Origin of the sequence: Vibrio nigripulchritudo ATCC 27043 (assembly GCF_000222685.1) — a bacterium.
Classification (GTDB): domain Bacteria; phylum Pseudomonadota; class Gammaproteobacteria; order Enterobacterales; family Vibrionaceae; genus Vibrio; species Vibrio nigripulchritudo.
Genome location: NZ_AFWJ01000278.1, coordinates 83,860 through 106,981, shown reverse-complemented (window position 1 = coordinate 106,981; position 23,122 = coordinate 83,860). Strand labels below are relative to the sequence as shown.

Genomic DNA, 23,122 nt, shown 5'->3' with positions numbered 1-23,122 from the left:
TGACATTCTGACCACAGGAGAGAGTGAGGGCTTGTCATTAATTTTTTGTGTAGCCCGAATTTCTCCCTAAATCGGCTCAGATTTGTCTGATATCAACAAATAGACTAGTCGAGATAGATAAGATGATCTCAGATTTCAGAAGAGTGAGATTGCCTTGTCGCCATTCAGAGCCAAAATCGAAGCGTTAATTGAACAAATTCAGTCCGTTGTGGATGTCGATGAGCGAATCAGTATTCCATTTGAGCCAGACAATTCGTTTTCCCCTCTGGACTGGCTGGAAGCGCAGCCACATTCCACCAAACTCTATTGGCAATCACGCGACAAGAACCGCGAAGTTGTTGCACTAGGTATTGCCAGGACATTTGACACCCCTGAAATTGGCGAAAAGTACATCAAGTCAAATCAAAATCTCTGGGTGGTCATGCCATTTGATGCCCAGCACCCCGATGTTTTCTTACCTAATATTGAAATTCAAAGACTAGGCTCAAATTGGACGTTGAGTGTCAATGTGAACCAGAGTAAAGAGGTGGCGATTAACGCGCTGGAACGCGTGAAATTAAAAAGCCCGACTCATTTCTCATCACCCAACAATACTCAGGTTAAATTTGTTCGACATATTCCAGATCTGAAAGAGTGGACCCACTCCATAAATCTCGCGTTATCAACATTCGAACAATCGGATCTGAAAAAAGTGGTGTTGGCGCGAGAATCTGAGTTCCTACTCTCTGAGCCTGCTTCTGGATTTACTTTGTTAAGAGAGAGTCAGACATCTAACCAAAACAGCTACCATTTCGCCTTCACCAAAAACAGAGATTCGTTATTCTTCGGATCGTCTCCGGAGTGCTTGTTCCGACAAAATGGATACGAGCTAGAAACGGAAGCCTTGGCAGGCACAATCGAGCGTGGTTGCGACGCGCGAGATGACTATGGAAAAGGTCACTGGTTGTGGAATGACAAAAAAAACCGTTACGAAAACCAGTTGGTTGTCGAAGACATCGAGTCGAGATTGCACCCTTACTGCAGGTCTTTAGAAATAAGTGAAGCTTCGTCTTTGATCCGCCTGGCAAAAGTGCAGCACCTAAAACGTAAGATTGTGGGATACCTAAATCCGAAGAAAGCCGAAAGTTCTTTGGTTGATGTGCTCCATCCGACTGCGGCGATTGCCGGACTACCAAAAGATCAGGCGATGGAGTTTATCCAGCAGAATGAGTCGTTTGAACGCGGGCTCTATAGCGGAGCGATAGGCTACATCAGTCAGGACCGTTCCGAGTTTTGCGTGTCTATTCGCAGCGCACTTATCAATAAAAAAAGCATCAAATTTTACGCCGGGGCAGGCATAGTGCCGGGATCAGACCCCAATGCAGAATGGCAGGAGCTAAACAAGAAAATGTCGACATTACTTGACCTGTTGACAGAGCTACCAGAAGTGGAGGTGGCATCATGATTGAACAAGCCAGTTTGAACAGAACGTGGGCTAAGCTGATTTTAGAAGAGCTAACCCGATTTGGCGCAGAACATATCTGTATCGCTCCGGGATCCCGTTCTACACCACTGACGCTAGAAGCGGACGACCACCCCAATTTGAAATTACATTGTCATTTTGATGAGCGCGGGCTGGGCTTTTATGCATTGGGCATCGCTAAATCTACTCAAAAGCCCGTTGTTATCGTCGTGACATCAGGGACTGCGGTTGCCAACCTTCTTCCAGCAGTCTGTGAAGCGAATCTAACCGGAGAAAAGCTGGTGTTGCTTACGGCGGATCGCCCGGTTGAGCTAATTGATTGTGGAGCGAATCAGGCGATAGAGCAGATCGGGATATTCTCATCTCACGTTGTAAAAGCACTCAATCTTCCTAGCCCCAATACCAGGATTTCTCCTAACTGGTTACTCTCCAGTCTGGATGAATGCTTGCACCTACAGGCAGAGCAGGGTGGTGTCATCCATATCAACTGCCCATATCCAGAACCTTTGTACGGTGGTGAACCCGTATCTTCAGACTCCCACTACTTCAATGGTGTTCGGGGATGGTTTACCCATAAGAAGCCATTTACGACTAAACACAGTCAAGTTGTAGCGAACAGCATCAACCCCAACGATTTTGCGACTAAGAAAGGGGTAGTCATACTGGGTTCGCTGTCGTTAGAAGAAGCTCAGAATGCGAGAAAGCTCGGTGAGCGTCTCGGCTGGCCGATATTTTGCGACCCTCAATCTGGAGTGAGCAGCGAGTACGCTCATTTTGATCTCTGGTTGAGAAACGAAGAAGCCACCAGAGTTCTTCACGGGTGCGATTTTGTCCTCCAGTTCGGTGGACGGTTGGTGTCCAAGCGCTTGTTGAAGTGGATAGATGACCGCTCAGAAACATGCGACTACTGGATGGTGCAGCCGTACAACCAACGACTGAATCCGGGGTTGAGAGCACAGAACCGTATTGGGACTCATATAACGCAATGGTGTTCAGAGATGTTGGATAGACTGCACCTTGCGGAAGTCCGATTTCGAGGCTGGGCGGAAAGCCTGAAGGATATCTCGCAGAAAACTTCAGAGCTGATACAACGAAGTGAACACGCACTATGCTCTGAAACCAGACTGACCATCGACCTGTTTGAGGAGCAAACAGAAAGCACCAATCTGTTTTTAGGAAATAGTCTGATTGTCAGGTTAGTTGATATGCTCACCTCACTTCCAGACACAGAGGTGTATTCCAATCGTGGTGCCTCTGGCATTGACGGATTGATTGCTACGGCGGCAGGCATACATGCTGCCAGTGGTAAGAAGTCGTTAGTGATGCTAGGAGACACTTCGCTGTTACATGACATCAACTCTTTAGCGCTGTGGACTCATCAAGAAGCGCAGCCATCGGTGATCTTTGTTTCCAACAATGATGGTGGTGCAATATTCGATTTCCTGCCCGTTCCGGCTAACAAGAAGCGTGCACTTTATCAAATGCCTCATGGGTTTCTGTTCAAACATGCTGCTATGCAATTTGGGCTGAGTTACACAGCGCCCGAAAGCACACAAACCTGCATTCAGGAAATTCAGAGTCACTTGAACCGAGGTGACGGCACACTGTTAGTCGAGCTGATCACACCGCCGGAGCAAACCTCTCAGGAGCTCAAGCCTATTGTCGATAAGGTGGTGCATGATCTTATCTAGCACCTGGTTGAATCACTCAGAGCTTAATACTCAGAACAGCCCTGTCATTGTATTTCTGCACGGGCTTCTTGGAAGTGCCGTCGACTGGCAGCCGATTATAGAGTACCTCGAAGGTGCAGACTGTCTGGCGATTGATTTGGCCGGTCATGGGCAGAGTTCGAAGGTTGAACCAAAAGACTTCATTACGGTTTGCCATCAGGTGGCGGAAACTTTAGAAACCCGTATTTCCAAAAACAGACCTGTTGTTCTTGTCGGCTATTCTCTGGGTGCCAGAGTTGCGATGTATGGGGTCGCAAATTCGATCTGGAGCAAGATAAATATTGTAAAAGTGATTCTGGAAGGAGGGCATTTTGGTTTACAAAGTGAATCTGACAGGAAAAAACGCTGGGTAAACGACAAAAACTGGTCGCATCGTTTTTCATCGGAAATCATTGAACAAGTCTTACTCGATTGGTACAGGCAGCCTGTGTTTAGTTCGCTAAATCATGAGCAAAGACAATATTTTATCGCTAAGCGACGGGATAATGATGCTAAAGGGGTAGCTCAAATGCTACGTGCGACATCGCTGTCAAAGCAGCCTTATCTGCTCGCTCGTTTACAAAACCGAACCTCGATTCATTATATCTGCGGGGAAAGAGATCAAAAGTTTAAAACGCTCGCTGAATCAAGCGGTTTACCCTTCAGCGAAGTGAAAGGTGCGGGTCACAACGTGCATCAGGAACAGCCTGCTGCGTTTGCCCGAATCGTCAATCAATGTATGGCTGAATATCAATATCAGTCGTAACTTCTGGAGAAAATTATGGCAAGAACTGTCGGTATCACTGAAGAAGAGCTTTACGCACCTGTGGAATGGCACTGTGCCAACTCAGATTATCAGGATATTCATTACCATAAATCCAAAGAAGGCATAGCGAAAATTACCATCGCCCGACCACAGGTTCGAAATGCATTTCGCCCTCAGACGGTTAACGAAATGATTCATGCATTATCAGACGCTCGCTACGACAGTGATGTTGGTGTGATCATATTGACTGGGCTAGGTGAAGATGCCTTTTGCAGTGGTGGCGACCAGAAAATTCGTGGTGACTACGGCGGTTATCGTGATGAAGAAGGGACACATCATTTAAATGTACTAGACTTCCAACGTCAGATTCGTACCTGCCCAAAACCAGTGATTGCCTCGGTGGCTGGCTATGCGGTTGGTGGTGGTCATGTTCTTCACATGATGTGTGACTTAACCATCGCTGCGGAAAATGCGCAGTTTGGTCAGACAGGACCTAAAGTCGGGTCGTTTGATGGCGGATGGGGTGCTTCTTACATGGCGCGAATCGTTGGGCAGAAAAAAGCGCGAGAAATCTGGTTCTTGTGTCGTTTTTACGATGCACAGGAAGCGTTGGATATGGGATTGGTAAATACGGTTGTTCCGGTTGAACAGCTAGAACGCGAAACGGTGCGCTGGTGCAGAGAAACTTTGCAGCATAGCCCAATGGCACTACGCTGTTTGAAGGCAGCACTGAATGCGGACTGTGATGGTCAGGCTGGTCTGCAAGAGTTAGCAGGAAACGCGACCATGATGTTTTATATGACAGAAGAAGGGCAGGAAGGTCGAAATGCGTTCAATGAAAAGCGCAGACCAGACTTCGACAAATTTCCTCGCAACCCCTAGGAAAACGCAAATAAGCTCGGTATCAGGTCAGTGGACCTTATGGATGAAAGTGTGCCGGGCAAAAGGACAGGACATATGCGAAACGTAAAGCTTTACCGCTACCAGCTGGCGATGGACAGCGGCGTAATATTGCGAGATCAGAAACTTCCTCAGCGCGATGGTTGGATCATCGAACTGAAAGAGGGGGAAAACACCGGGTTTGGCGAGGTTGCTCCTTTACCCGGATTCAGTAAAGAAAGCTTTGAAGATGCGGGTGAACAGCTTCAGGAACAACTCGCTAAATGGGCATCGGGAGAAGAATTACATCTCGATAACTTATACCCATCGGTGTCGTTTGGGCTGTCGATTGCGCAAATGGAGCTGGTGGGTGGCTTACCAGAAAATGGAAATTACTCCGTCGCGCCACTTTGTACAGGGGATCCCGACGATCTTCTTCCCGTATTGAGTCAGCTAAACGGAGAGAAAGTCGCGAAGATAAAAGTAGGGCTTTATGAACCCATTCGTGATGGCATGCTGGTCAACCTGTTTTTGGAATCCATTCCGGATCTGTCCCTTCGATTAGACGCGAATCGCGCATGGTCGCCCGATGAAGCTAGAAAATTTGCCAGCCACATTAACCCTTCTTACCGCCAGCGAATCGCTTTTTTAGAAGAACCGTGCAAGCAACCGGGAGAAAGCCTCGCCTTTGCGATTGATACTGGGATTGCCATTGCCTGGGATGAGACATTGCAGCACGCAGTAAAACAAGAAGGTTTTGTGCTGTCGGAACTGACGGGCGTGAAAAGTCTGGTTATCAAACCCAGCCTGATAGGTTCAATAGAACGCTGCGCCGCGTTGGTTAAGCAGGCGGAAAAACTGGGCATTACCAGCGTGATCAGTTCTTCTTTAGAATCCAGCTTAGGACTGAATCAACTTGCTCGCTTAGCGCACTGGCTCACTCCCAAAAGTGTCCCCGGATTAGATACCCTGAGTATGTTTGCTTCTCAACTGGAAGTACCATGGCCGGGTTCACCGTTACCGATCGAGTCTCTTGAATCGCAGGAGCTTGTGTTTCAGTGCTAGACCGATTTCCGCTTCGCTACTGGGCAGAACGTTCTCCGAATGACATTGCGCTTGTTTTCGAAGATAAAACCATTAGCTGGGCGGATCTGAAAGTCAGAGTGGAATCTATGCGTGCGTTGCTCGAAGGGCAGGGTATTTCGAAGCAAAGTGTGGTCGCATGTGTAGGAAAAAACTCAATAACGTTGTTGGAGTTGACCCTAGCCTGCGCAGATATGGGTGCGATTTTTGCCCCTATCGCACCTGGTCCTACAAAAGTCATCAATAAGAAACTGAATACCATCGCACCGAGCTTGGTGTACTGGCAAAATCAGGAACCTCAGACACACTCATTTCCAAGTTTGGTGCTATCAGTTACCTCACCACCTAAACCCGTCTCCTCATTCGATGAGACCTTATTTGATGAAACCTTGATATCGAGCCTCATTTTCACCTCAGGCACCACAGGTGATCCTAAAGCAGTAGCGCATCAAGCTCTTCACCACCTGGCTTCTGCAAAAGGGCTTTTGGAAGAGTTTGAGTTTTCCAAAGGAGATTCTTGGCTACTGAGCTTGCCACTGTACCATGTATCCGGTCTCGCCATCATCTGGCGCTGGCTTGCTACTGGCTCGACACTGGTGATGCCTTCTACCCAAGGGCTAATACAGGATTTGAAAGCGGTGACTCACGCCTCTCTGGTGTCGACTCAATTGAAAACTCTGTTAGACAGCGGTGAGAAGACCGAACTGAAACGGGTGTTATTAGGAGGCAGCGATATTCCCTCTGAGCTTATTTCCGCAGCGAATCGGGCAGGAGTTGAAGTCTGGATGGGATATGGGCTGACAGAGGCGGCGTCTACGGTGACAGCAAAGTGGGCTAAAGGATTTCACAGTGCGGGAACGGTGCTTCCAAACCGTGAGCTGAAATTATCTGATGATGAGGTCTGGATAAAAGGTGAAACCTTAGCGCAAGGCTACTACCAAAATGGCTCTGTGATTCCACTGGAATTAGAGGATGGTTGGTACGCTACAGGTGATTTAGGACAATGGCATGAAGGTGAACTCGTTGTATTGGGCAGATCCGATAATCGTTTTATCTCGGGGGGCGAGAATATCTCATGTGAAGAGATTGAATCAGCATTGATGAGTCTCGACAGCATCTTCAATGCAATCGTAATACCTTTGGATGATGATACTTACGGGCAGCGACCTATCGCGGTTCTGGAAACTCAAGTCTTGGCAAACAAGTCACACTATGATGCCCAGCTAGCTAACCGTCTGGAAAAGTTTAAGTGCCCTATTGAATACCATCTGATGCCCAGTGAAGCAAAAGAGCAGGGTGGAATTAAGATTTCAAGAAAGTGGCTGAAAGACTGGCTGCGTTTGGAAAGAGAAAAATGAAAAGGAGCGAATGATTCGCTCCTTTTGCTAATTATCTCGAATTCAGGGTGTTTAGATAAATGCTTACTTCCAGTCGCCGCGCAGTGTGGAAACTTGTTCAAACATGTATTCGGTTGAAGCATTGTCTGGCTGGACAGGATTACCTGCCTCAATTTCAATTCTTGACCAGAAACGTCTGGGGAAACCGTGACAGGCTCGCCCGTCTTTGGAACGGCTGAAGTAACTTCCCCACAATCCTTTTAATGCCATTGGAATAACAGGAACGGGGGAGCGGCGTAAAATCAGATCCATCCCACGCATAAACGGGTTCATGTCACCATCGTTTGTTAAGCGACCTTCTGGGAATATACAGACCACTTCTCCCTTAGAGAGTGCTTCTTTGACTTGCGTGAACGCCTGACGAACTGAACGGCTATTGGTGCCATCAATCGCAATCACGCCCCCATTTTCGAGCAGTGTTTTAATCGGTTTAAAGTGCGCGTACTCTTCTTCCATCACGAAGCGAATCTGACGCTTACAGGCACCAATCATCAATAACGCATCCATGTAGCTCACATGGTTACAAACAATCAGTGCGCCGCCTTCCTTAGGAATGTTATCTAAGTTCTTATGTTTCACTCGGTACATGGTGTGGGTAAACATCCACAGTACGATGCGAGAGAAGAACATAGGCGCTTGCCAGTACACGTAAATCGCAACAAAAATGTTCACAATCGCCAGAAGCAGGAAAAGCGTCGGAATGGAAAGTTCCAGCACACTCAAACAAACAATACCAAGAACCGCACTACCTACCATGTAGATTGAGTTATAGATGTTATTCGCTGCAATGATCTGTGCACGTTCATCTTCGCGCGCCTGAGTTTGCATCAGTGTGTAAAGCGGAACGATGAACAAACCACCGGACGCCCCCAACATTAGCAAACTGAAAAATACTGGCCAGAGAGCAGGGTAGGTCAGGAAACTGGTGAAGTCGGCAAACTCAGGTAGTGAGTCTGGAGTGAAGCCTGCCATCATAATGCCAAAGACACTGATCCCAAGGCTACCGACAGGAACAATGCCGGGTTCCAGCTTGTGCTTGGAAATGCGGTCACACGCCATAGAACCGATAGCAATGCCGACAGAGAACAATGCCAGAAGGAAGGAAACTGCGCTTTCGTTGCCGTTCAGGTGTAATTTGGTGTAGTTCGGGAACTGAGTAAGATAACTTGCGCCAAGGAACCAGAACCAACTGATTGCCATTATTGCCTGAAAGACCACTCGGTCGCGTTTGGCAATGGCTAAGGTGTGCTTTGTTTGGGAAATCGGTCGCCACTTAAATTCGACTTCTGGCGCCGTTGGTGCCGCTTCTGGGATAGAACGGCTGGCTACGTAACCACATAAGGCGAAACTGACCACACAAATGGCGGCCACGATAGTGGAATTGTCAGCAGATGCGATTACCCCTGCACCTAATGTACCCAGCAGAATCGCCAAAAATGTGCCCGTCTCTACCAATGCGTTACCCGAAACCAGTTCGTCACGTTTTAGGTGTTGTGGCAGAAGTGCGTATTTTACAGGTCCAAAGAAAGCCGACTGTGTTCCCATTAGAAACAGCAGAATCAGCAAAATCAAATAGCTTTGAGTGACAAACCCAATTGCCCCCAAAGTCATGATGCCAATTTCAGCCAGTTTTACTTTTCGGATGTAAGCACTTTTCTCGTATTTGTCTGCCAACACCCCAGCGGATGCAGAGAAAAGGAAAAACGGAAGAATAAACAGACCAGCCGCCAGGTTGATGAACAGATTGCTGGAAATAGGAAGGGCTTCGGCTCCGGCAAACGCAACAAACAACAACAGAACATTTTTAAAAATGTTGTCGTTGAATGCGCCAAAAAACTGAGTAATAAAGTACGGGAGGAAGCGCTTCTGTCTCATGAGAGACGGGTGCTGATTAGGCATTCAAAATCCTTATGCTTGCCAGTTAGCCAAATAGTTGGAAAGTAGATTATCGATCAAGATTTTGCCATCGACTGGAGAAGCTGAAAAGAACTTATCATCAACACTGAGCAATGTAATGCCATGTACGCCTGCCCACAACACTCGGCTTGCTTCAACAACGTTACGATCTGCGCCTTCAGGTGTAATCATCTCAATCAAGCCTTCAAGCATTCCCGTCATTTTGTCGATTCGCTCTGCTTGCCAGGTCGGCAGCTCTTCACCATTCATGGTGTGCTGGAAAATCAGTTGCCAGCGATGTGGGTGAGCCAGCGCAAAATCGTGATAGCAATACGCGAGTTTGTGTAACGCGTCTATAGGGTGCTGCGCGTCCTCTACCGCTTTTTCTGCTTGCAGAGACAGTTCGTCCAGCGTTTGGGCGACCGCTTTAAGCAGGAGCAGGTTGTAGTTGCCAAACACATTAACAAGTGTACTTGGGACGTAACCAATCATATTGGCTATCTTTCTGAGGCTAAGCTCGTGATGGGGTTTTTCTTCAAGAAACGATTTAACTTTCTCTAGAGTCAGTGCAATCAGTTCTTCGCGAGTATGATCGTTACGTCTGGCCATGATGGGGTGATGTTTTGTTGGGTAGTTAAAAATGAACAATGTTCATTATTTTATGTGTCGCTTATATAAGGGTCAAGGTGATAAACATGCCTACGAGCCCAATTTACTGAATTTAGAGCTGTACAGGTTAGTTTACTGTTAAACAAATATTTTAATTTATTTGGAACCAAGATATCACTCTTTTTTAGTATGGCAATATTCTGAAACACAGATTTTTGTTGCACGTATTTAAATGTTAACAACGAGGGGCTATGATTCTAAAAGTCGTTATGGGACTTGATATCGGCTTTACATGCCCATAGCTACGTAATGTTAATACCAGAATTAAGAGAAAAATAACGATGAAACGATTATTTGCGTTTGTCGCCTTGTTGATGATTTCAGTTACCACTGCCCCAATCGCGGAAGCGAAAAAGTTCGGTGGTGGTAAGTCATTTGGTAAGAGCCACAAAACTGCGCCTGCTCCAAAACAGCAACAACAAAATACCAATACGATCGGTAAAGACCAGGGTAAACAAACCAGCGGCAAGAAAGGGCTGATGGGCGGTTTACTGGGTGGTCTGCTTGCTGGTGGACTTCTTGCTGCATTCTTTGGCGGTGCATTTGAAGGTATCCAGTTCATGGATATTCTGATTATCGGTCTGATTGCGTTTGTTATTTTCAAATTGATGAAAGGCATGCTTGCCGCTAAACAGGGCAGCATGAATCAGCAGCAACCTGCTTACACAGGAATGAATCGCAACACGTTTGAGCCTCAACAGCAGCCAAACGGTCATAACTTCGAACAGAGCCAGCCTTTATCTGGTGGTTTTGGCGCGACAGGTACTAGCGATGTTCCGCATAATTACCCACCGGGCTTTGATCAGGCTGCATTTATCAACGGCTCCCGTGAGCACTACCGCACGCTTCAGGGCGCATGGAACCATAACCAGCTTGAGACAATCCGCGAGTACGTTTCTCCGGGTCTTTTTGAAGATTTGTCTGAAGAACGTGCCAAGCTTGAAGGCGAGCAGCATACTGAAGTCATGTACGTCGATGCGGAAATTGTACGCGCGGATTACGACTCATCCAGTGCACAACTTAGCCTTCAGTTCAGTGGTCGTTACCGCGACTCAGTTGAAGGTGTAGAAGAAGACATCACTGACGTATGGCATCTAGAGCGCGATCTGACTCAACCAAATGCGCCATGGTTAATCGTCGGTATCCAAGCTTAAGCTCAATTTAGTCACCCTATAGGTAAGCCCCTTTCTCTATGAGGAAGGGGTTTCTTTTTGCCCCAAGGAAAACAGGTCCCCCGCTTTTACCAGAACATCTAGGCTCATTTTAAGTTCTGATTCGAGCAAAAAATTGCCAAAAATATCAATAGCTACATTTGATATGGAATTCGTTAAACGTAAATCGCAAGATCCATATGCAATGATTTCATTATTTCCTGAGATTTGTTAGCGTCTTCTGGTTTCTTTATTTTAATTCAAGGAGTTGCCAGTGGATTGGGTAATTATTGGGCTAGTTGTCGTATTTCTCTTGTTCTGCATCATGACCTACAACGGGCTGATTGCAAAAAAGAATCAGGTTGAGAATGCCGAATCCAGCATTGATGTGATGCTGAAAAAGCGTTTTGACCTGATTCCAAACCTAGTCGAGTCTGTTAAAGCGTACACTAAGCATGAGTCCTCGGTATTGACAGAACTGACCGACATCCGTTCGAAAGCCATGAGTGGCAATCTAAGCAGTGAAGATAAGGTAGAGCTGGATAAGCGAATGAATCAGGCTTTGTCTCAGTTCAATGTGACGGTAGAAGCTTACCCAGAGCTAAAAGCCAGCGAAAACTTTTCCCACCTGCAACGCACGTTAAATGAAGTAGAAGAGCAGATTTCTGCCGCTCGTCGTTCCTTCAATGCAGCTGTAACCAATCTGAATAATGCTGTTGAAATGTTTCCTTCTAACATCTTTGCCAACTTTATGGGGCTGACAACGCGAACATTGTTTGAAATCCCTGAAGCGGAAAAAGCCAACCCAAATGTTGGTAGTCTGTTTGGCAATTCATAGGGAAGCAAATGAACGCAACTGAATTACAGACTCTGTTTGAAAATGAGTTAAAGCCAAAATTAGAGCCACTGGAGCAAACGCGCCTGGAAGCAGTGAAGCGAAAGAACATATGTCTTGTTCTTGGGGCTATATTGATTGCAGCGTCCTTTTTCTGGGTTTTAGCAACCAATCAGGAAATTGAAGTCGTAATGTTCCCAATTTTCATTGGGGGGCTGATCTTAGCGGCTTTCTTTAATGCTAAGTGGAGTGTTTACCGAAAAGCCTACAAAAATGAAGTTGTCACCGCGTTACTTGAATTTATAGACCCTTCACTGACTTGTCGACCCAATGGTCATGTCGATTCCACAAAATACAAAACCAGTGGGCTTTACCGCAGGAGCTATGACAGATACAGCGGTGAAGACCATATTTCGGGAAAAATCGGCAAGACGGCAATTGAGTTCTCCGAGCTTCATACGGAGTACAAAACCACGTCGCGTGACTCCAAAGGTCGAACGACGACCAATTGGCACACCATTTTTAAAGGCATCTTCTTTATCGCAGATGCGAATAAACATTTTAATAGCAAGACTTACGTTCTTGCTGACAGTCAGGGCTTCTTTTCGTCAATTAGCAAAACCCTGACGGATAAATTTGGTGGAATCGGAGACAGAGTCGCACTTGAAGATGTGGACTTCGAACAATATTTTGAAGTGTACAGTGACGATCAGGTTGAAGCGCGCTATCTGCTGAGCCCTGCGCTGATGCAGAGGCTGGTGGAATTTCGAAAAAGTGCCGGCAATGTTGGAATAAGCCTGTCTTTTGTTGGCGGTAATATTTACATCGCAATTCCAAACAGAAAAGACTTTTTTGAGCCGAAACTGAATAAGTCAGCAGTCGAGTTTGGTATGGTGGAAGAAATATTCAGAGATCTGGATTTCTTTATCGGTGTTGTCGAGGATTTAGATTTGAATACTCGGATCTGGACCAAACAGTAACACAAAAACAAAACCCGCCAGATGGCGGGTTTTTTTATGCTTGCGAACAGAATTACGCGCCTGCGTCTTCCGCTTGTTTCGCCTGAATTGCAGTAAGTGCCACTGTGTAAACAATGTCGTCAACCAGTGCGCCACGAGATAGGTCATTAACCGGCTTGCGCATGCCCTGAAGCATAGGACCGATTGAAACAAGGTCAGCTGAACGCTGAACAGCTTTGTATGTCGTGTTACCTGTGTTTAGGTCAGGGAATACGAATACTGTCGCTTTACCAGCAACTGGAGAGTTTGGCGCTTTAGAAGCTGCAACATTCTCCATGATGGCCGCATCGTACTGAAGCGGACCATCGATAACCAGATCAGGACGTTTTTCCTGAGCAATCTTAGTTGCTTCACGCACTTTTTCTACATCAGCACCCTGACCGGATGTGCCGGTAGAATAAGAGATCATTGCTACGCGAGGGTCGATACCAAATGCGGCAGCAGAATCAGCAGACTGAATCGCAATTTCAGCCAGTTGCTCTGCATTTGGATCAGGGTTGATCGCACAGTCACCGTATACCAGTACCTGATCTGGCAGAAGCATGAAGAACACAGATGAAACCAGAGACGCACTTGGTGCCGTCTTGATCAACTGTAGTGGTGGACGAATCGTGTTTGCTGTTGTGTGAACAGCACCTGATACCAGTCCATCAACTTCTGCGCGCTCAAGCATCATAGTACCCAGTACTACGGTGTCTTCGAGTTGCTCGCGAGCCACAACTTCTGTCATGCCTTTGTTCTTACGAAGCTCAACCAGACGCTCTACGTATTTCTCTCGGACGGATTGTGGGTCGATGATTTCAACGCCAGTGCCAAGAGTGACACCCTGCTGCTCAGCAACACGCTTGATCTCTTCTGGGTTACCAAGAAGGACACATTCTGCAATGCCGCGCTCAGCACAGATAGATGCCGCTTTAACTGTACGTGGCTCATCACCTTCAGGAAGCACGATGCGCTTCGCTGCGCGACGAGCAAACTCTGTTAGCTGGTAACGGAACGCTGGTGGGCTCAGGCGACGTACCGCTGCAGAACCTTCAGTTAGTGTGTCGATCCAAGGACCGTCGATATGACTTGCAACGTGATCGTTAACAAACTCAATACGCTCGCGGTCGTCTGCTGGTACTTCAAGGCTGAAACTTTGCAGGTTCAGAGACGTCTGCCAAGTATTACCTTGCGCTTTGAAGATAGGAAGACCAGTGTCGAATGCTGGCTTACACAAGTCCAGAATCTCGTCAGGAATGTCGTAACCGCCTGTTAGCAGGATTGCACCGATTTCCACGCCGTTCATGGCTGCAAGTGCTGCGGCAACAATAACGTCAGGACGGTCTGCGGAAGTCACCAGCAGAGAACCCGGACGGAAGTGCTCAATCATGTGTGGCAGAGAACGCGCACAGAACGTGATGCTCTTGATACGACGAGTTGCGATGTCACCTTCATTCACGATTTCCGCTTTCAGGTGTTTCGCCATGTCGATAGCACGAGTTGCAATCAGGTCAATGCTCCAAGGCACGCAACCCAGAACACGGATTGGGCTAGAGTTGAAGATTTGCATTACTTCAAGGTTTGCCTGCTGAGCACTGTCTGCATCATCGAAGATTTCAGATAAGTCAGGGCGGGTACGACCTGCATCATCAACGGGTGCGTTTAGCTTGTTGATGATAACGCCGGAAATACTCTTGTTTTTGGTGCCACCGAAGTTAGAACAGGCAACTTCAATACGCTCTTTTAGCTGAGTAGGGTTGTCTGTGCCCGGAGTCGCAACAAACACGATTTCTGCACCCAGCGTTTTCGCGATTTCTGCGTTTACCTGGTTGGCGAATGGATGTTTGCGAGTAGGAACCAAACCTTCAATCAGGGTCACGTCTGAATCTTTATTGATTTGATTGTAACGCTCGACCACAGTTTCCAGCAGCTCATCCATCTTCTCAGCACCGATCAGTGCTTCAGCTTCTGTCATTGGCGTTGGTCGGCCAATTTTCATGTCGCTGTTGAAAGATACGATGGTAGACGTTAGATCGGGTTGATCACCGCCGCTACGAGGCTGGGCAATAGGTTTGTAGAAAGAAACTTTAACGCCCTTGCGCTCCATTGCGCGAAGAACGCCCATGCTAACACTGGTAAGACCAACACCGGCGCTAGTTGGGATAAGCATAATAGTACGGGACATAGGGGAGTTCCTATCACTATCAGGTAATGCTCTGTTTTGGCAGAGCTGAAAATAAGAACTGGGTTAACGCATGCAATATGCGTCACCCAGTAAAGTCAGTTTATTATAGACCTGCCAGACGAGCAGTGTCTTCAGCGATTACAAGCTCTTCGTTTGTAGAGATAACCATCGCTGGGATGCGGCTGTCAGCAGTAGTGATAGTACCTTCACCACCGAAACGCGCTTTCAGGTTCGCTTCGCCATCAACTTCGATACCGAATACACCCAGACGGTTAAGAACCATCTCACGAATTGGACCAGAGTTTTCACCGATACCACCTGTGAATACGATAGCGTCCAGACGACCTTCTAGTGTTGCTGTGTAACCTGCAACGTATTTAGCCAAACGGTGGCAGAACACGTCCATTGCACGAGTTGCTTCTTCTTTCTCACCGTAGTTGTCTTCAACGAAACGACAGTCAGAAGTCACTTCAGTCAGACCTTGCAGACCAGATTCTTTGGTTAGCATAGTGTTGATTTGTTCTACAGAGTAACCAAGTGCGTCGTGTAGGTGGAAGATGATCGCAGGATCGATGTCACCACAGCGTGTACCCATAACCAGACCTTCAAGAGGAGTCAGACCCATAGAAGTGTCTACAGATTGACCGTTCTTGATTGCACAAACAGAAGCACCGTTGCCCAGGTGGCAGTTAATGATGTTCAGTTCATTTGCTGGTTTGCCAAGACGCTCTGCCGCTTCACGAGCGATAAACAGGTGAGAAGTACCGTGCATGCCGTAGCGACGAACACCGTGCTCTTTGTACAGGTTGTAAGGAAGCGCGTACAGGTACGCTTCTTCAGGCATAGTCTGGTGGAAAGCTGTGTCGAAAACTGCAGACATTGGCAGGCTTGGGAAAGCTTTCTGAGCCGCTTTAATACCGATGATTGCAGCAGGGTTGTGAAGAGGTGCCAGAGTTGCACAGTCTTCGATACCTTTAAGTACAGCTTCGTCAATCAATGCAGACTGAGTGAACTTCTCGCCGCCGTGTACAACACGGTGACCGATAGCTTTCAGTTGCTCAGCAAGCTCAGGCTTAGAAGCAAGAATAGTTTCAACGATGAAAGAAAGTGCTTCATCGTGTGCAGCTCCATCACCTAGTTGTGCTTCGTGCTTGCCATCAAGTTTCCACTTGATACGTGCTTCTGGAAGATGAAGACATTCTGCAAGACCGGTTAGGTGCTCGTCGCCATTTGCTGCATCAACAATGGCGAACTTAAGTGAAGAACTACCGCAGTTTAAAACTAAAACTAGCTTAGACATGAGTGACTACCTGTTATTCGTCTGATAAAAGAATCAGTTAAGGATGAAAATCAATCGCAAGCGTAATCGCCTTTCGTTAAAAGCCAATTACGCTTGGTCAAAAAATACTTGAAATTCCGTATCGTTGAGCGTATTGATTCAGTATCAATACGAAATACGCATCCTTGCAAAATAACACTCACGGTTGCCTAAATTGTAAATAACAGCAACAATGAGATTGAGGGTTTGCTAAGGATAGCGATAATGACCCAAGATAACAAAAAAATTTGAGTGCATTTTAACTAGAATCAATTTTTTTGCAGCTTTTTTTTAAAGGTTGTCATTTTATTTTAGTGAGAGGTCGGTATGAATAATAAAGTCGGGCTTATCCATAGTTTGAAAGATGGTCAAAAATACATGGATATTTGGCCTATGAGAAAAGAGCTGACCCCTCTTTTTCCAGAACAACGCATCATCAAAGCGACGAAGTTTGGTATTAAAGTGATGCCAGCTGTAGCTGCGATCAGCGTGCTGATGCAAATGGTGTTTCAGAACCAGCAGGCGATGCCACAGGCAATCGTAATGGCGCTGTTTGCCATAAGCCTTCCGCTTCAGGGAATGTGGTGGTTGGGAAATCGCTCCAATACTCAACTTCCTCCTGCTCTTGCCTCTTGGTATCGAGAAATCCATCAAAAGATCATAGAAGCTGGTGGTGCTTTGGAGCCCATCAAAAGCAAACCGAGATACAAAGAACTGGCGGTTACATTAAATCGTGCTTTCAGACAGCTCGACAAATCTGCACTGGAACGTTGGTTCTAACAGCGAAAACCACAGAGATACATGAAAGGAGGCATTTGCCTCCTTTTTTACTGCCTAGTAAATTCATTGTGCCATTCATCATCCCTCCCAAGATTTGCTTTTATATGAAAGTCAACCCTTAACGAAAAATTGCCAAAGCTAGTTTTGTGCATAAAATCATCATCCGACTTGCTCGGGATTAACGAGAAGATAAAGTTGTTAGAACAAAAAGCGGTGGTTTTGTGTGCTAAATAACCTTAGATCTACATTTTGTTACTTCGTTGTTAATACTTGCTTCCATTTGTCCGGTCTTGCTGGTAAAAATGTGTACATATGCGTAAATAAGCGCGTACAAAACAAATAAATAAAAAATAGTAGCTGTTTATTTCAAGTTTCCTAAACTTAAGCGCGAGCGACTGAAAAGTTTTTCTTCTAGTTTTTAGAGAATTTCAGCCACTTAGCTTACTGGAATCAAACAGCTTTCCACCCGGAGTGGGTGGTCACAACATCACAACTACTTTACTGCTGAATCAAGGAGTCAAGATGAAAGCAAGTCAAATCATTGTTGCTGCGTGCATTGCAGGAACAGCGTTACTTTCCTCCACAGGTGTTATTGCAAAAACTGCAAAAGTGGCAGTGTCTCAAATCGTTGAGCACCCAGCATTGGATGCTACCCGCCAAGGTCTGCTCGACGGTCTGAAAGAGAAAGGGTATGAAGAAGGCAAAAACTTAGATTTTGAATACCGTACCGCTCAGGGTAACCCTGCTATCGCTGTACAAATTGCGCGTCAGTTCGTAGGTGAAAACCCTGACGTGCTCGTAGGTATCGCAACGCCTACTGCACAGGCTCTGGTATCTTCTACACGTTCAATTCCTGTTGTGTTTACAGCGGTAACGGACCCGGTAGGGGCAAAACTGGTTAGCCAACACGAAAAGCCGGGCAAAAACGTAACGGGTTTGTCTGATCTGTCTCCGGTTGCACAGCATGTTGACCTTATTAAAGAAATTCTTCCCAATGCTAAATCTATCGGCGTGGTGTACAACCCAGGTGAAGCGAATGCTGTGACTTTGGTTGAACTGCTAAAAGAAGCAGCAGAATCTAAAGGGTTCAAAGTTGTTGAAGCGACAGCGCTGAAAAGTGCTGATGTTCAGTCGGCGACTCAGGCTATTTCAGCAAAATCCGACGTTATTTACGCACCAACTGATAACACAGTCGCAAGTGCCATCGAAGGTATGATTGTGGCGGCGAATCAGGCGAAAACTCCAGTTTTAGGTGGTGCAACGTCTTACGTTGAAAAAGGCGCGGTGGCGAGCCTTGGTTTTGATTACTATCAGGTGGGTGTTCAGACAGCAGATTACGTTGCAGCAATTCTAGAAGGCGCTGATCCTGGTAGCTTGGATGTAAAAGTCGCAAAAGGTTCTGACTTAGTGGTGAACAAATCAGCGGCTGAAAAAATTGGTATCACCATTCCTCAATCCATTCTGGATCGTGCAACAAGCGTAAAATAATAACTATTAGCCCGAATAGCGCCTGCTATTCGGGTTTTTTATATCAAGCAGAAAGGGAGTCGTTATGTCTGCTTTTGCATTTTTTGGAGCCCTCGAAATTGGGCTCATTTATGGATTGGTCGCACTGGGCGTTTACTTAACCTTTAGGGTCCTCGATTTTCCCGACTTAAGTGTTGATGGGAGTTTTCCCATGGGAGCCGCGGTGGCTGCAACAGCGATTGTGGCAGGTATCGACCCTTGGATTGCTACAGGAATGGCAATCATTGCAGGCGCAATAACTGGCTGGGTTACGGCTTTTTTAGCTGTAAAGTGTGGGATCTTGCATCTATTGGCTTCGATCTTAACCATGATCGCGGCTTTCTCAATCAATATTCGAATTATGGGTCGCCCTAATATGGCTCTGATCGGCGAAGATACCATCTTAACGCCGTTCGAAGCGTTGGGTGATTCGATGTACGTAAGACCAATTGTGGTCGGCGTACTTGTTGTGCTTTCTGCCATCTTTGTCGTTCGACTTCTTAACAGTGATTTTGGACTTGGGCTTCGCGCTACAGGTGTGAATGCTCGCATGGTCGCATCTCAGGGAGCGAGTACCGCTTTCTATACCTACTTTGGTTTAGCTCTGTCTAACGGATTTGTCGGTTTTTCTGGTGCTTTGTTTGCCCAGACGAACAGCTTTGCGGATGTGACCTCCGGTGTCGGTACTATCGTGGTAGGGCTTGCAGCAGTTATTCTGGGGCAAACCCTGATTCCAGGTAGAAAGATTTGGGTTGCTGTAGTGGCTGTTATCGTGGGTTCGGTTCTCTATCGATTAGCGGTCGCGTTTGCACTGAGTACAGGAATGTTTGGTTTGCAGGCGTCTGATCTGAACTTAGTGACAGCGGTATTGGTGGCACTTGCACTGATCGCACCAAAACTAAAAGGAAACCTAAACGCAAAAAAGGGCGGTAAGCCTGCGAAGTCTGAATCTAAGGAGGTAGCATGATCCAGCTCGACAATATTCAAGTTACTTTCAATGCAGGCACTATTCTAGAAAACCGTGCACTACGCGGTGTTTCTCTGACGGTTCCAGAACATGAATTTCTCACTGTGATTGGTTCAAACGGGGCGGGTAAATCCACGCTACTTGGAGCAGTAACGGGCGAAACCCCAATGGCGGGTGGCAGTGTTGTTATCGATAACGTAGACGTAACAAGACAAACGGTTGATCAACGTGCAAACCAATGTGCTCGTGTATTTCAGGATCCACTCGCCGGAACCTGTGGCGATTTGACCATTGAAGAAAACATGGCGCTGGCGTACATGCGTGGCAAGCGCCGTGGCTGGAAGCTTTCGCTATCTTCCAAGCGAAGAAAACTGTTTCAGGAGCGAATCAGCATTCTGGGTCTTGGTTTAGAAGACAGGTTAGGGGACAACATTGGCTTGCTTTCAGGTGGACAGCGCCAGGCGGTAAGCCTTGTGATGGCGACGTTGTCAGACAGTAAGCTTTTGCTTCTTGATGAACACACAGCGGCACTCGACCCGAGAATGGCGGCGTTTATCATCGACTTAACCAAGCGCATCGTGAAAGAGTTCAACTTAACGGTCATGATGGTAACTCACTCCATGAAAGACGCACTTGCTTGCGGAGATCGCACTGTGATGCTACATCAGGGAGAAGTTGTGCTGGATGTCGCTGGTGAAGAAAGGGCAAATATGTCGGTGCCAGACCTGCTTGAAATGTTCTCTAAAGTTCGAGGTGAAGAGCTGGCGGATGATAGTTTGCTCTTGAACTAGAATTTTTATAAAAATCAGCTCGGCAAGGCAACACACTTTATAAACCCTCTTTATCATAAAGAGGGTTTTTTCTTTGATTAAGATACTGTTAATATTGCGCTTTCGTTTTGAGATGGAGTGTCTCTCTGAATGTGTTTTAAGGCGCTGTTGTTGTGTTTGGGGTTCATATAATGTCTTCCCAACACATGAGTTTAAGATACGTATTTCTTGTCCCTGCCATATTTGCCATTGGCATGTTGCTGATGGTAGCAATGAATTACTTCGAGCGAACCGAAAAGCGGGTAGCTCACGAATATCAGCGTGTTGAACACGCCATCCACCGTTCCGTTAAGATACTGACCTCTCTTGATTACACACTTTCTACTCATTATCAGAACGAGAACTTTCCGCATTTTCAGCACAATTCTCAGGTGCAAAACGGAGTGTGTCGGATTTGGCCGATCGAAGCTCTAATACTTGCTGAAGACAAAAATCTGAACATTCCAGCTGTAGACATCAGCTATATGATTTCCGGCGATGACAGCATGTGCGTTCGAGGTTCTGCGCTGAATCTTCATGCCGTTGAAATGATGGACCTCGCCCCTATGCTGTCCTTTTTGCATGATCTGGATGAGCACATACTTGGCGTTCACTATGTGGCGGAAGAGGGGCTGGTTATCTCATCTCCAGATAATCTTGCGAACAATATTGAACGTTCTTCAATAGAGCACTTTAAATCTCTTCCGTTCTGGTATCTGACAAGCCAAAACTCTGATTCCATTACGGTGACCGGACCAATAGAAAGCCCGAACGATCTGGACAGAGTGCTGACCTTGTCTTTACCTGTTAGCCATGGAGAGGATTTTAAAGGTGTCGTCTCTCTTGAAATAAATACCAATCTGCTGCTGACATCCAATACGTCTGCCAGCCAGCGTTTGATGTTGGTACAACACGAAAATCTCGCTGATTACCAAAACCGCAAATACGTTTACCCACTATCCATTCAGGGGGTGGCATTTGAGCACGTTCTTTTTTATCAGTCTGACTTGATGGATGAACTGATCTCATTGCTTAATGAAGAACGTAACGCCGTCTTTATTATTGCGATCATATACATACTCACGGTTATCAGCCTGTTTTACCTTAACCTCAATTTTGAAAGGCGATACTTCCAAAACCTCGCGGAGAGAGATCCAATGACGGGTCTGCTCAATCGACGCGGATTAGAGATTGAATTTAAGAAGCCGTGTCGATTTCAGTTTGAAGGGATCGCAGTGTTTGATATCGATAATTTCAAGAAGATCAACGACACCTATGGTCACGAGATGGGCGATCAGGTGATTTGCTTTGTGGCTGACCAAATGCGGAGTGTGTTACGTGAAATGGATGTGGTTTCACGCTTTGGAGGGGAAGAGTTTGTTGTGTACATACGTGCCAACAGCCCACAGTTGATTGTCGAAATTGCGCATCGGATACACAATCAAGTCGCGAGAGAATCCACCAATATACTGGCAGAAGGGTTTACGCTATCGGGTGGCGTGTGTGTGGAAGATCATCATGACCACAAAGGGTTAAAAGAGCTGGTGAAGTCAGCCGACAAAAAACTCTACCATGCTAAAGAGTCTGGCAAGAATCAGGTCACCTTTTAAGGAAGCGGGGGTTATACCGCTTCCAGCAGACTGTCTCTGTAACGAGAGATATGCTCGACGATTGGAGCCGCTTTGTTAAAAGTGCGAATGTCTCTGAATAACGCTGCGGCTTCTGGGTATTCTTGCCTAAGGTAAGAGAACCACTGTTTAACGCGGTTGGGGTAGTACAAGCCTTTGTCGCCTTTGATTTCGTATTCAGAATACTTCAAGAGCAAATCGACCACTTCATGCCATGGCATCGCAGAATGGTTATGTTTGACTACATTACCTAAGTTAGGCACGTTGAACGCTCCGCGGCAGACCATGAGCGAATCAATTCCGGTCATGTCAATGCAGCGCTGACCATCCTCATAGTTCCAAATTTCGCCATTGGCGATCATCGGAATCCCCACTTTTTGCTTCAGCTTGGTTAGGTATTCCCACTTAATTTCTTCTGCCTTGTATCCACCTGCTTTGGTGCGAGCATGAACGGTGAGTTCGTTTGCACCTGCTTGCTCAATCGCATCGGCAATCTCAAAGCAGTCATTCGGATCTTCCCAGCCTAGGCGGATTTTTGCTGTTACGGGAACAGAAGGGTCTACTGCGTCTCGGCAGGCTTTAACAACCTGATAGATGAGCTCTGGGTGCTGAAGCAAGGCAGCACCGCCCTTACTTTTGTTGACCATTTTGGCTGGGCAGCCAAAGTTAAGATCAATGCCATCAGAGCCTAGCGTAACTGCCTTAACGGCATTTTCAGCCATCCAGTTTGGTTCCTGACCGAGTAACTGAGTACGAACAGGAGTGCCAGCTTTGGTTTTGCTTCCAGTGAGTATTTCCGGGCAGATGCGTGTAAAGACATGGTCGGGCAACACTTGATCAACCACACGCACGAACTCTGTGACACACAGATCGTAGTCGTTAATGTTGGTCAGTATTTCACGCATTAGATGATCTAATACGCCTTCCATTGGTCCGAGTATTACACGCATATTGGTTACCTTGCATTAGGTCAGAGACCCGAGGGATGCGCGATTGTACGCGAGAACTTTTGGTGATGCAAAAGTGGTGCGGGCATCTTGGCTTGGGTATAATCCAGCCCCCAATGCACAATGAAGACGCT

The 23,122-nt window shown here is 46.6% G+C and carries 19 protein-coding genes; 14 read left to right on the top strand and 5 right to left on the bottom strand.

Annotated features, from left to right (window positions below):
- Window positions 1–154: 154 nt before the first annotated feature.
- The 6 genes from RH89_RS21020 (at window position 155) to menE (ending at window position 7,257) form a co-directional block, all read left to right on the top strand.
- Entirely contained in the window at window positions 155–1,444 is a 1,290-nt protein-coding gene (locus RH89_RS21020) for an isochorismate synthase (RefSeq protein WP_004406191.1), read from the top strand.
- On the top strand, window positions 1,441–3,153 hold the full coding sequence (gene menD / locus RH89_RS21015) for a 2-succinyl-5-enolpyruvyl-6-hydroxy-3-cyclohexene-1-carboxylic-acid synthase (RefSeq protein ID WP_004406190.1): 1,713 nt from the start codon (window positions 1,441–1,443) through the stop codon (window positions 3,151–3,153). The genes RH89_RS21020 and menD overlap by 4 nt, the downstream gene beginning before the upstream one ends.
- Entirely contained in the window at window positions 3,140–3,937 is a 798-nt protein-coding gene (gene menH / locus RH89_RS21010) for a 2-succinyl-6-hydroxy-2,4-cyclohexadiene-1-carboxylate synthase (protein ID WP_004406189.1), read from the top strand. The genes menD and menH overlap by 14 nt, the downstream gene beginning before the upstream one ends.
- 15 nt (window positions 3,938–3,952) lie before the next feature.
- Window positions 3,953–4,819: a 1,4-dihydroxy-2-naphthoyl-CoA synthase gene (menB, locus tag RH89_RS21005; protein WP_004406188.1), complete on the top strand. Its 867-nt coding sequence runs from the start codon at window positions 3,953–3,955 to the stop codon at window positions 4,817–4,819.
- Between the two features lie 75 nt (window positions 4,820–4,894).
- Window positions 4,895–5,881 carry an o-succinylbenzoate synthase gene (gene menC, locus RH89_RS21000; protein ID WP_004406186.1) on the top strand — a complete coding sequence of 329 codons (987 nt, stop codon included), beginning with the start codon at window positions 4,895–4,897 and terminating at the stop codon, window positions 5,879–5,881.
- Complete coding sequence (gene menE, locus RH89_RS20995) at window positions 5,875–7,257, top strand: o-succinylbenzoate--CoA ligase (RefSeq protein WP_004406185.1); 1,383 nt, start codon at window positions 5,875–5,877, stop codon at window positions 7,255–7,257. Before menC ends, menE begins: the two co-directional genes overlap by 7 nt.
- A 63-nt stretch (window positions 7,258–7,320) precedes the next feature.
- On the opposite strand, the gene RH89_RS20990 is transcribed toward menE, so the two are convergent.
- Both RH89_RS20990 and RH89_RS20985 read right to left on the bottom strand, forming a co-directional pair.
- Complete coding sequence (locus tag RH89_RS20990; RefSeq protein WP_004406184.1) at window positions 7,321–9,195, bottom strand: MFS transporter; 1,875 nt, start codon at window positions 9,193–9,195, stop codon at window positions 7,321–7,323.
- Window positions 9,196–9,204: 9 nt separating this feature from the next.
- The gene (locus tag RH89_RS20985; protein WP_004406182.1) at window positions 9,205–9,801 is read right to left on the bottom strand and encodes a TetR/AcrR family transcriptional regulator; all 597 of its coding nucleotides are present in this window, start codon (window positions 9,799–9,801) and stop codon (window positions 9,205–9,207) included.
- Between the two features lie 341 nt (window positions 9,802–10,142).
- On the opposite strand from RH89_RS20985, the gene RH89_RS20980 reads away from it, so the two are divergent.
- From RH89_RS20980 to RH89_RS20970, 3 genes are all read left to right on the top strand, one after another.
- Window positions 10,143–11,015 carry a Tim44 domain-containing protein gene (locus tag RH89_RS20980; protein ID WP_004406180.1) on the top strand — a complete coding sequence of 291 codons (873 nt, stop codon included), beginning with the start codon at window positions 10,143–10,145 and terminating at the stop codon, window positions 11,013–11,015.
- 271 nt (window positions 11,016–11,286) lie between these two features.
- The gene (locus RH89_RS20975) at window positions 11,287–11,850 is read left to right on the top strand and encodes a LemA family protein (RefSeq protein WP_004406177.1); all 564 of its coding nucleotides are present in this window, start codon (window positions 11,287–11,289) and stop codon (window positions 11,848–11,850) included.
- 8 nt (window positions 11,851–11,858) lie between these two features.
- Window positions 11,859–12,827, top strand: coding sequence for a DUF3137 domain-containing protein (locus RH89_RS20970; RefSeq protein ID WP_004406175.1), 969 nt, complete (start codon window positions 11,859–11,861; stop codon window positions 12,825–12,827).
- Between the two features lie 52 nt (window positions 12,828–12,879).
- Here the strand turns inward: RH89_RS20970 and pta are convergent, their stop codons facing one another.
- Both pta and RH89_RS20960 read right to left on the bottom strand, forming a co-directional pair.
- Window positions 12,880–15,033, bottom strand: coding sequence for a phosphate acetyltransferase (pta, locus tag RH89_RS20965; protein WP_004406173.1), 2,154 nt, complete (start codon window positions 15,031–15,033; stop codon window positions 12,880–12,882).
- A gap of 103 nt (window positions 15,034–15,136) precedes the next feature.
- The gene (locus RH89_RS20960; RefSeq protein WP_004406172.1) at window positions 15,137–16,333 is read right to left on the bottom strand and encodes an acetate kinase; all 1,197 of its coding nucleotides are present in this window, start codon (window positions 16,331–16,333) and stop codon (window positions 15,137–15,139) included.
- Window positions 16,334–16,678: 345 nt separating this feature from the next.
- Between RH89_RS20960 and yfbV the strand changes: the two genes are divergently transcribed.
- From yfbV to RH89_RS20935, 5 genes are all read left to right on the top strand, one after another.
- On the top strand, window positions 16,679–17,131 hold the full coding sequence (gene yfbV / locus RH89_RS20955) for a terminus macrodomain insulation protein YfbV (protein ID WP_004406170.1): 453 nt from the start codon (window positions 16,679–16,681) through the stop codon (window positions 17,129–17,131).
- A gap of 522 nt (window positions 17,132–17,653) precedes the next feature.
- Window positions 17,654–18,619: an ABC transporter substrate-binding protein gene (locus tag RH89_RS20950; protein WP_004406168.1), complete on the top strand. Its 966-nt coding sequence runs from the start codon at window positions 17,654–17,656 to the stop codon at window positions 18,617–18,619.
- A 64-nt stretch (window positions 18,620–18,683) separates the two neighbouring features.
- A complete protein-coding gene (locus RH89_RS20945) occupies window positions 18,684–19,604 on the top strand; it encodes an ABC transporter permease (RefSeq protein WP_004406166.1) in 921 nt (306 codons plus the stop codon).
- A complete protein-coding gene (locus RH89_RS20940; RefSeq protein WP_004406162.1) occupies window positions 19,601–20,395 on the top strand; it encodes an ABC transporter ATP-binding protein in 795 nt (264 codons plus the stop codon). Before RH89_RS20945 ends, RH89_RS20940 begins: the two co-directional genes overlap by 4 nt.
- A 170-nt stretch (window positions 20,396–20,565) precedes the next feature.
- Window positions 20,566–22,023 (top strand): sensor domain-containing diguanylate cyclase, encoded by a 1,458-nt coding sequence (locus tag RH89_RS20935; protein WP_004406159.1) that lies wholly within the window; start codon window positions 20,566–20,568, stop codon window positions 22,021–22,023.
- An 11-nt stretch (window positions 22,024–22,034) separates the two neighbouring features.
- On the opposite strand, the gene dusC is transcribed toward RH89_RS20935, so the two are convergent.
- Window positions 22,035–22,991: a tRNA dihydrouridine(16) synthase DusC gene (gene dusC, locus RH89_RS20930; protein WP_004406158.1), complete on the bottom strand. Its 957-nt coding sequence runs from the start codon at window positions 22,989–22,991 to the stop codon at window positions 22,035–22,037.
- Window positions 22,992–23,122: the final 131 nt, after the last annotated feature.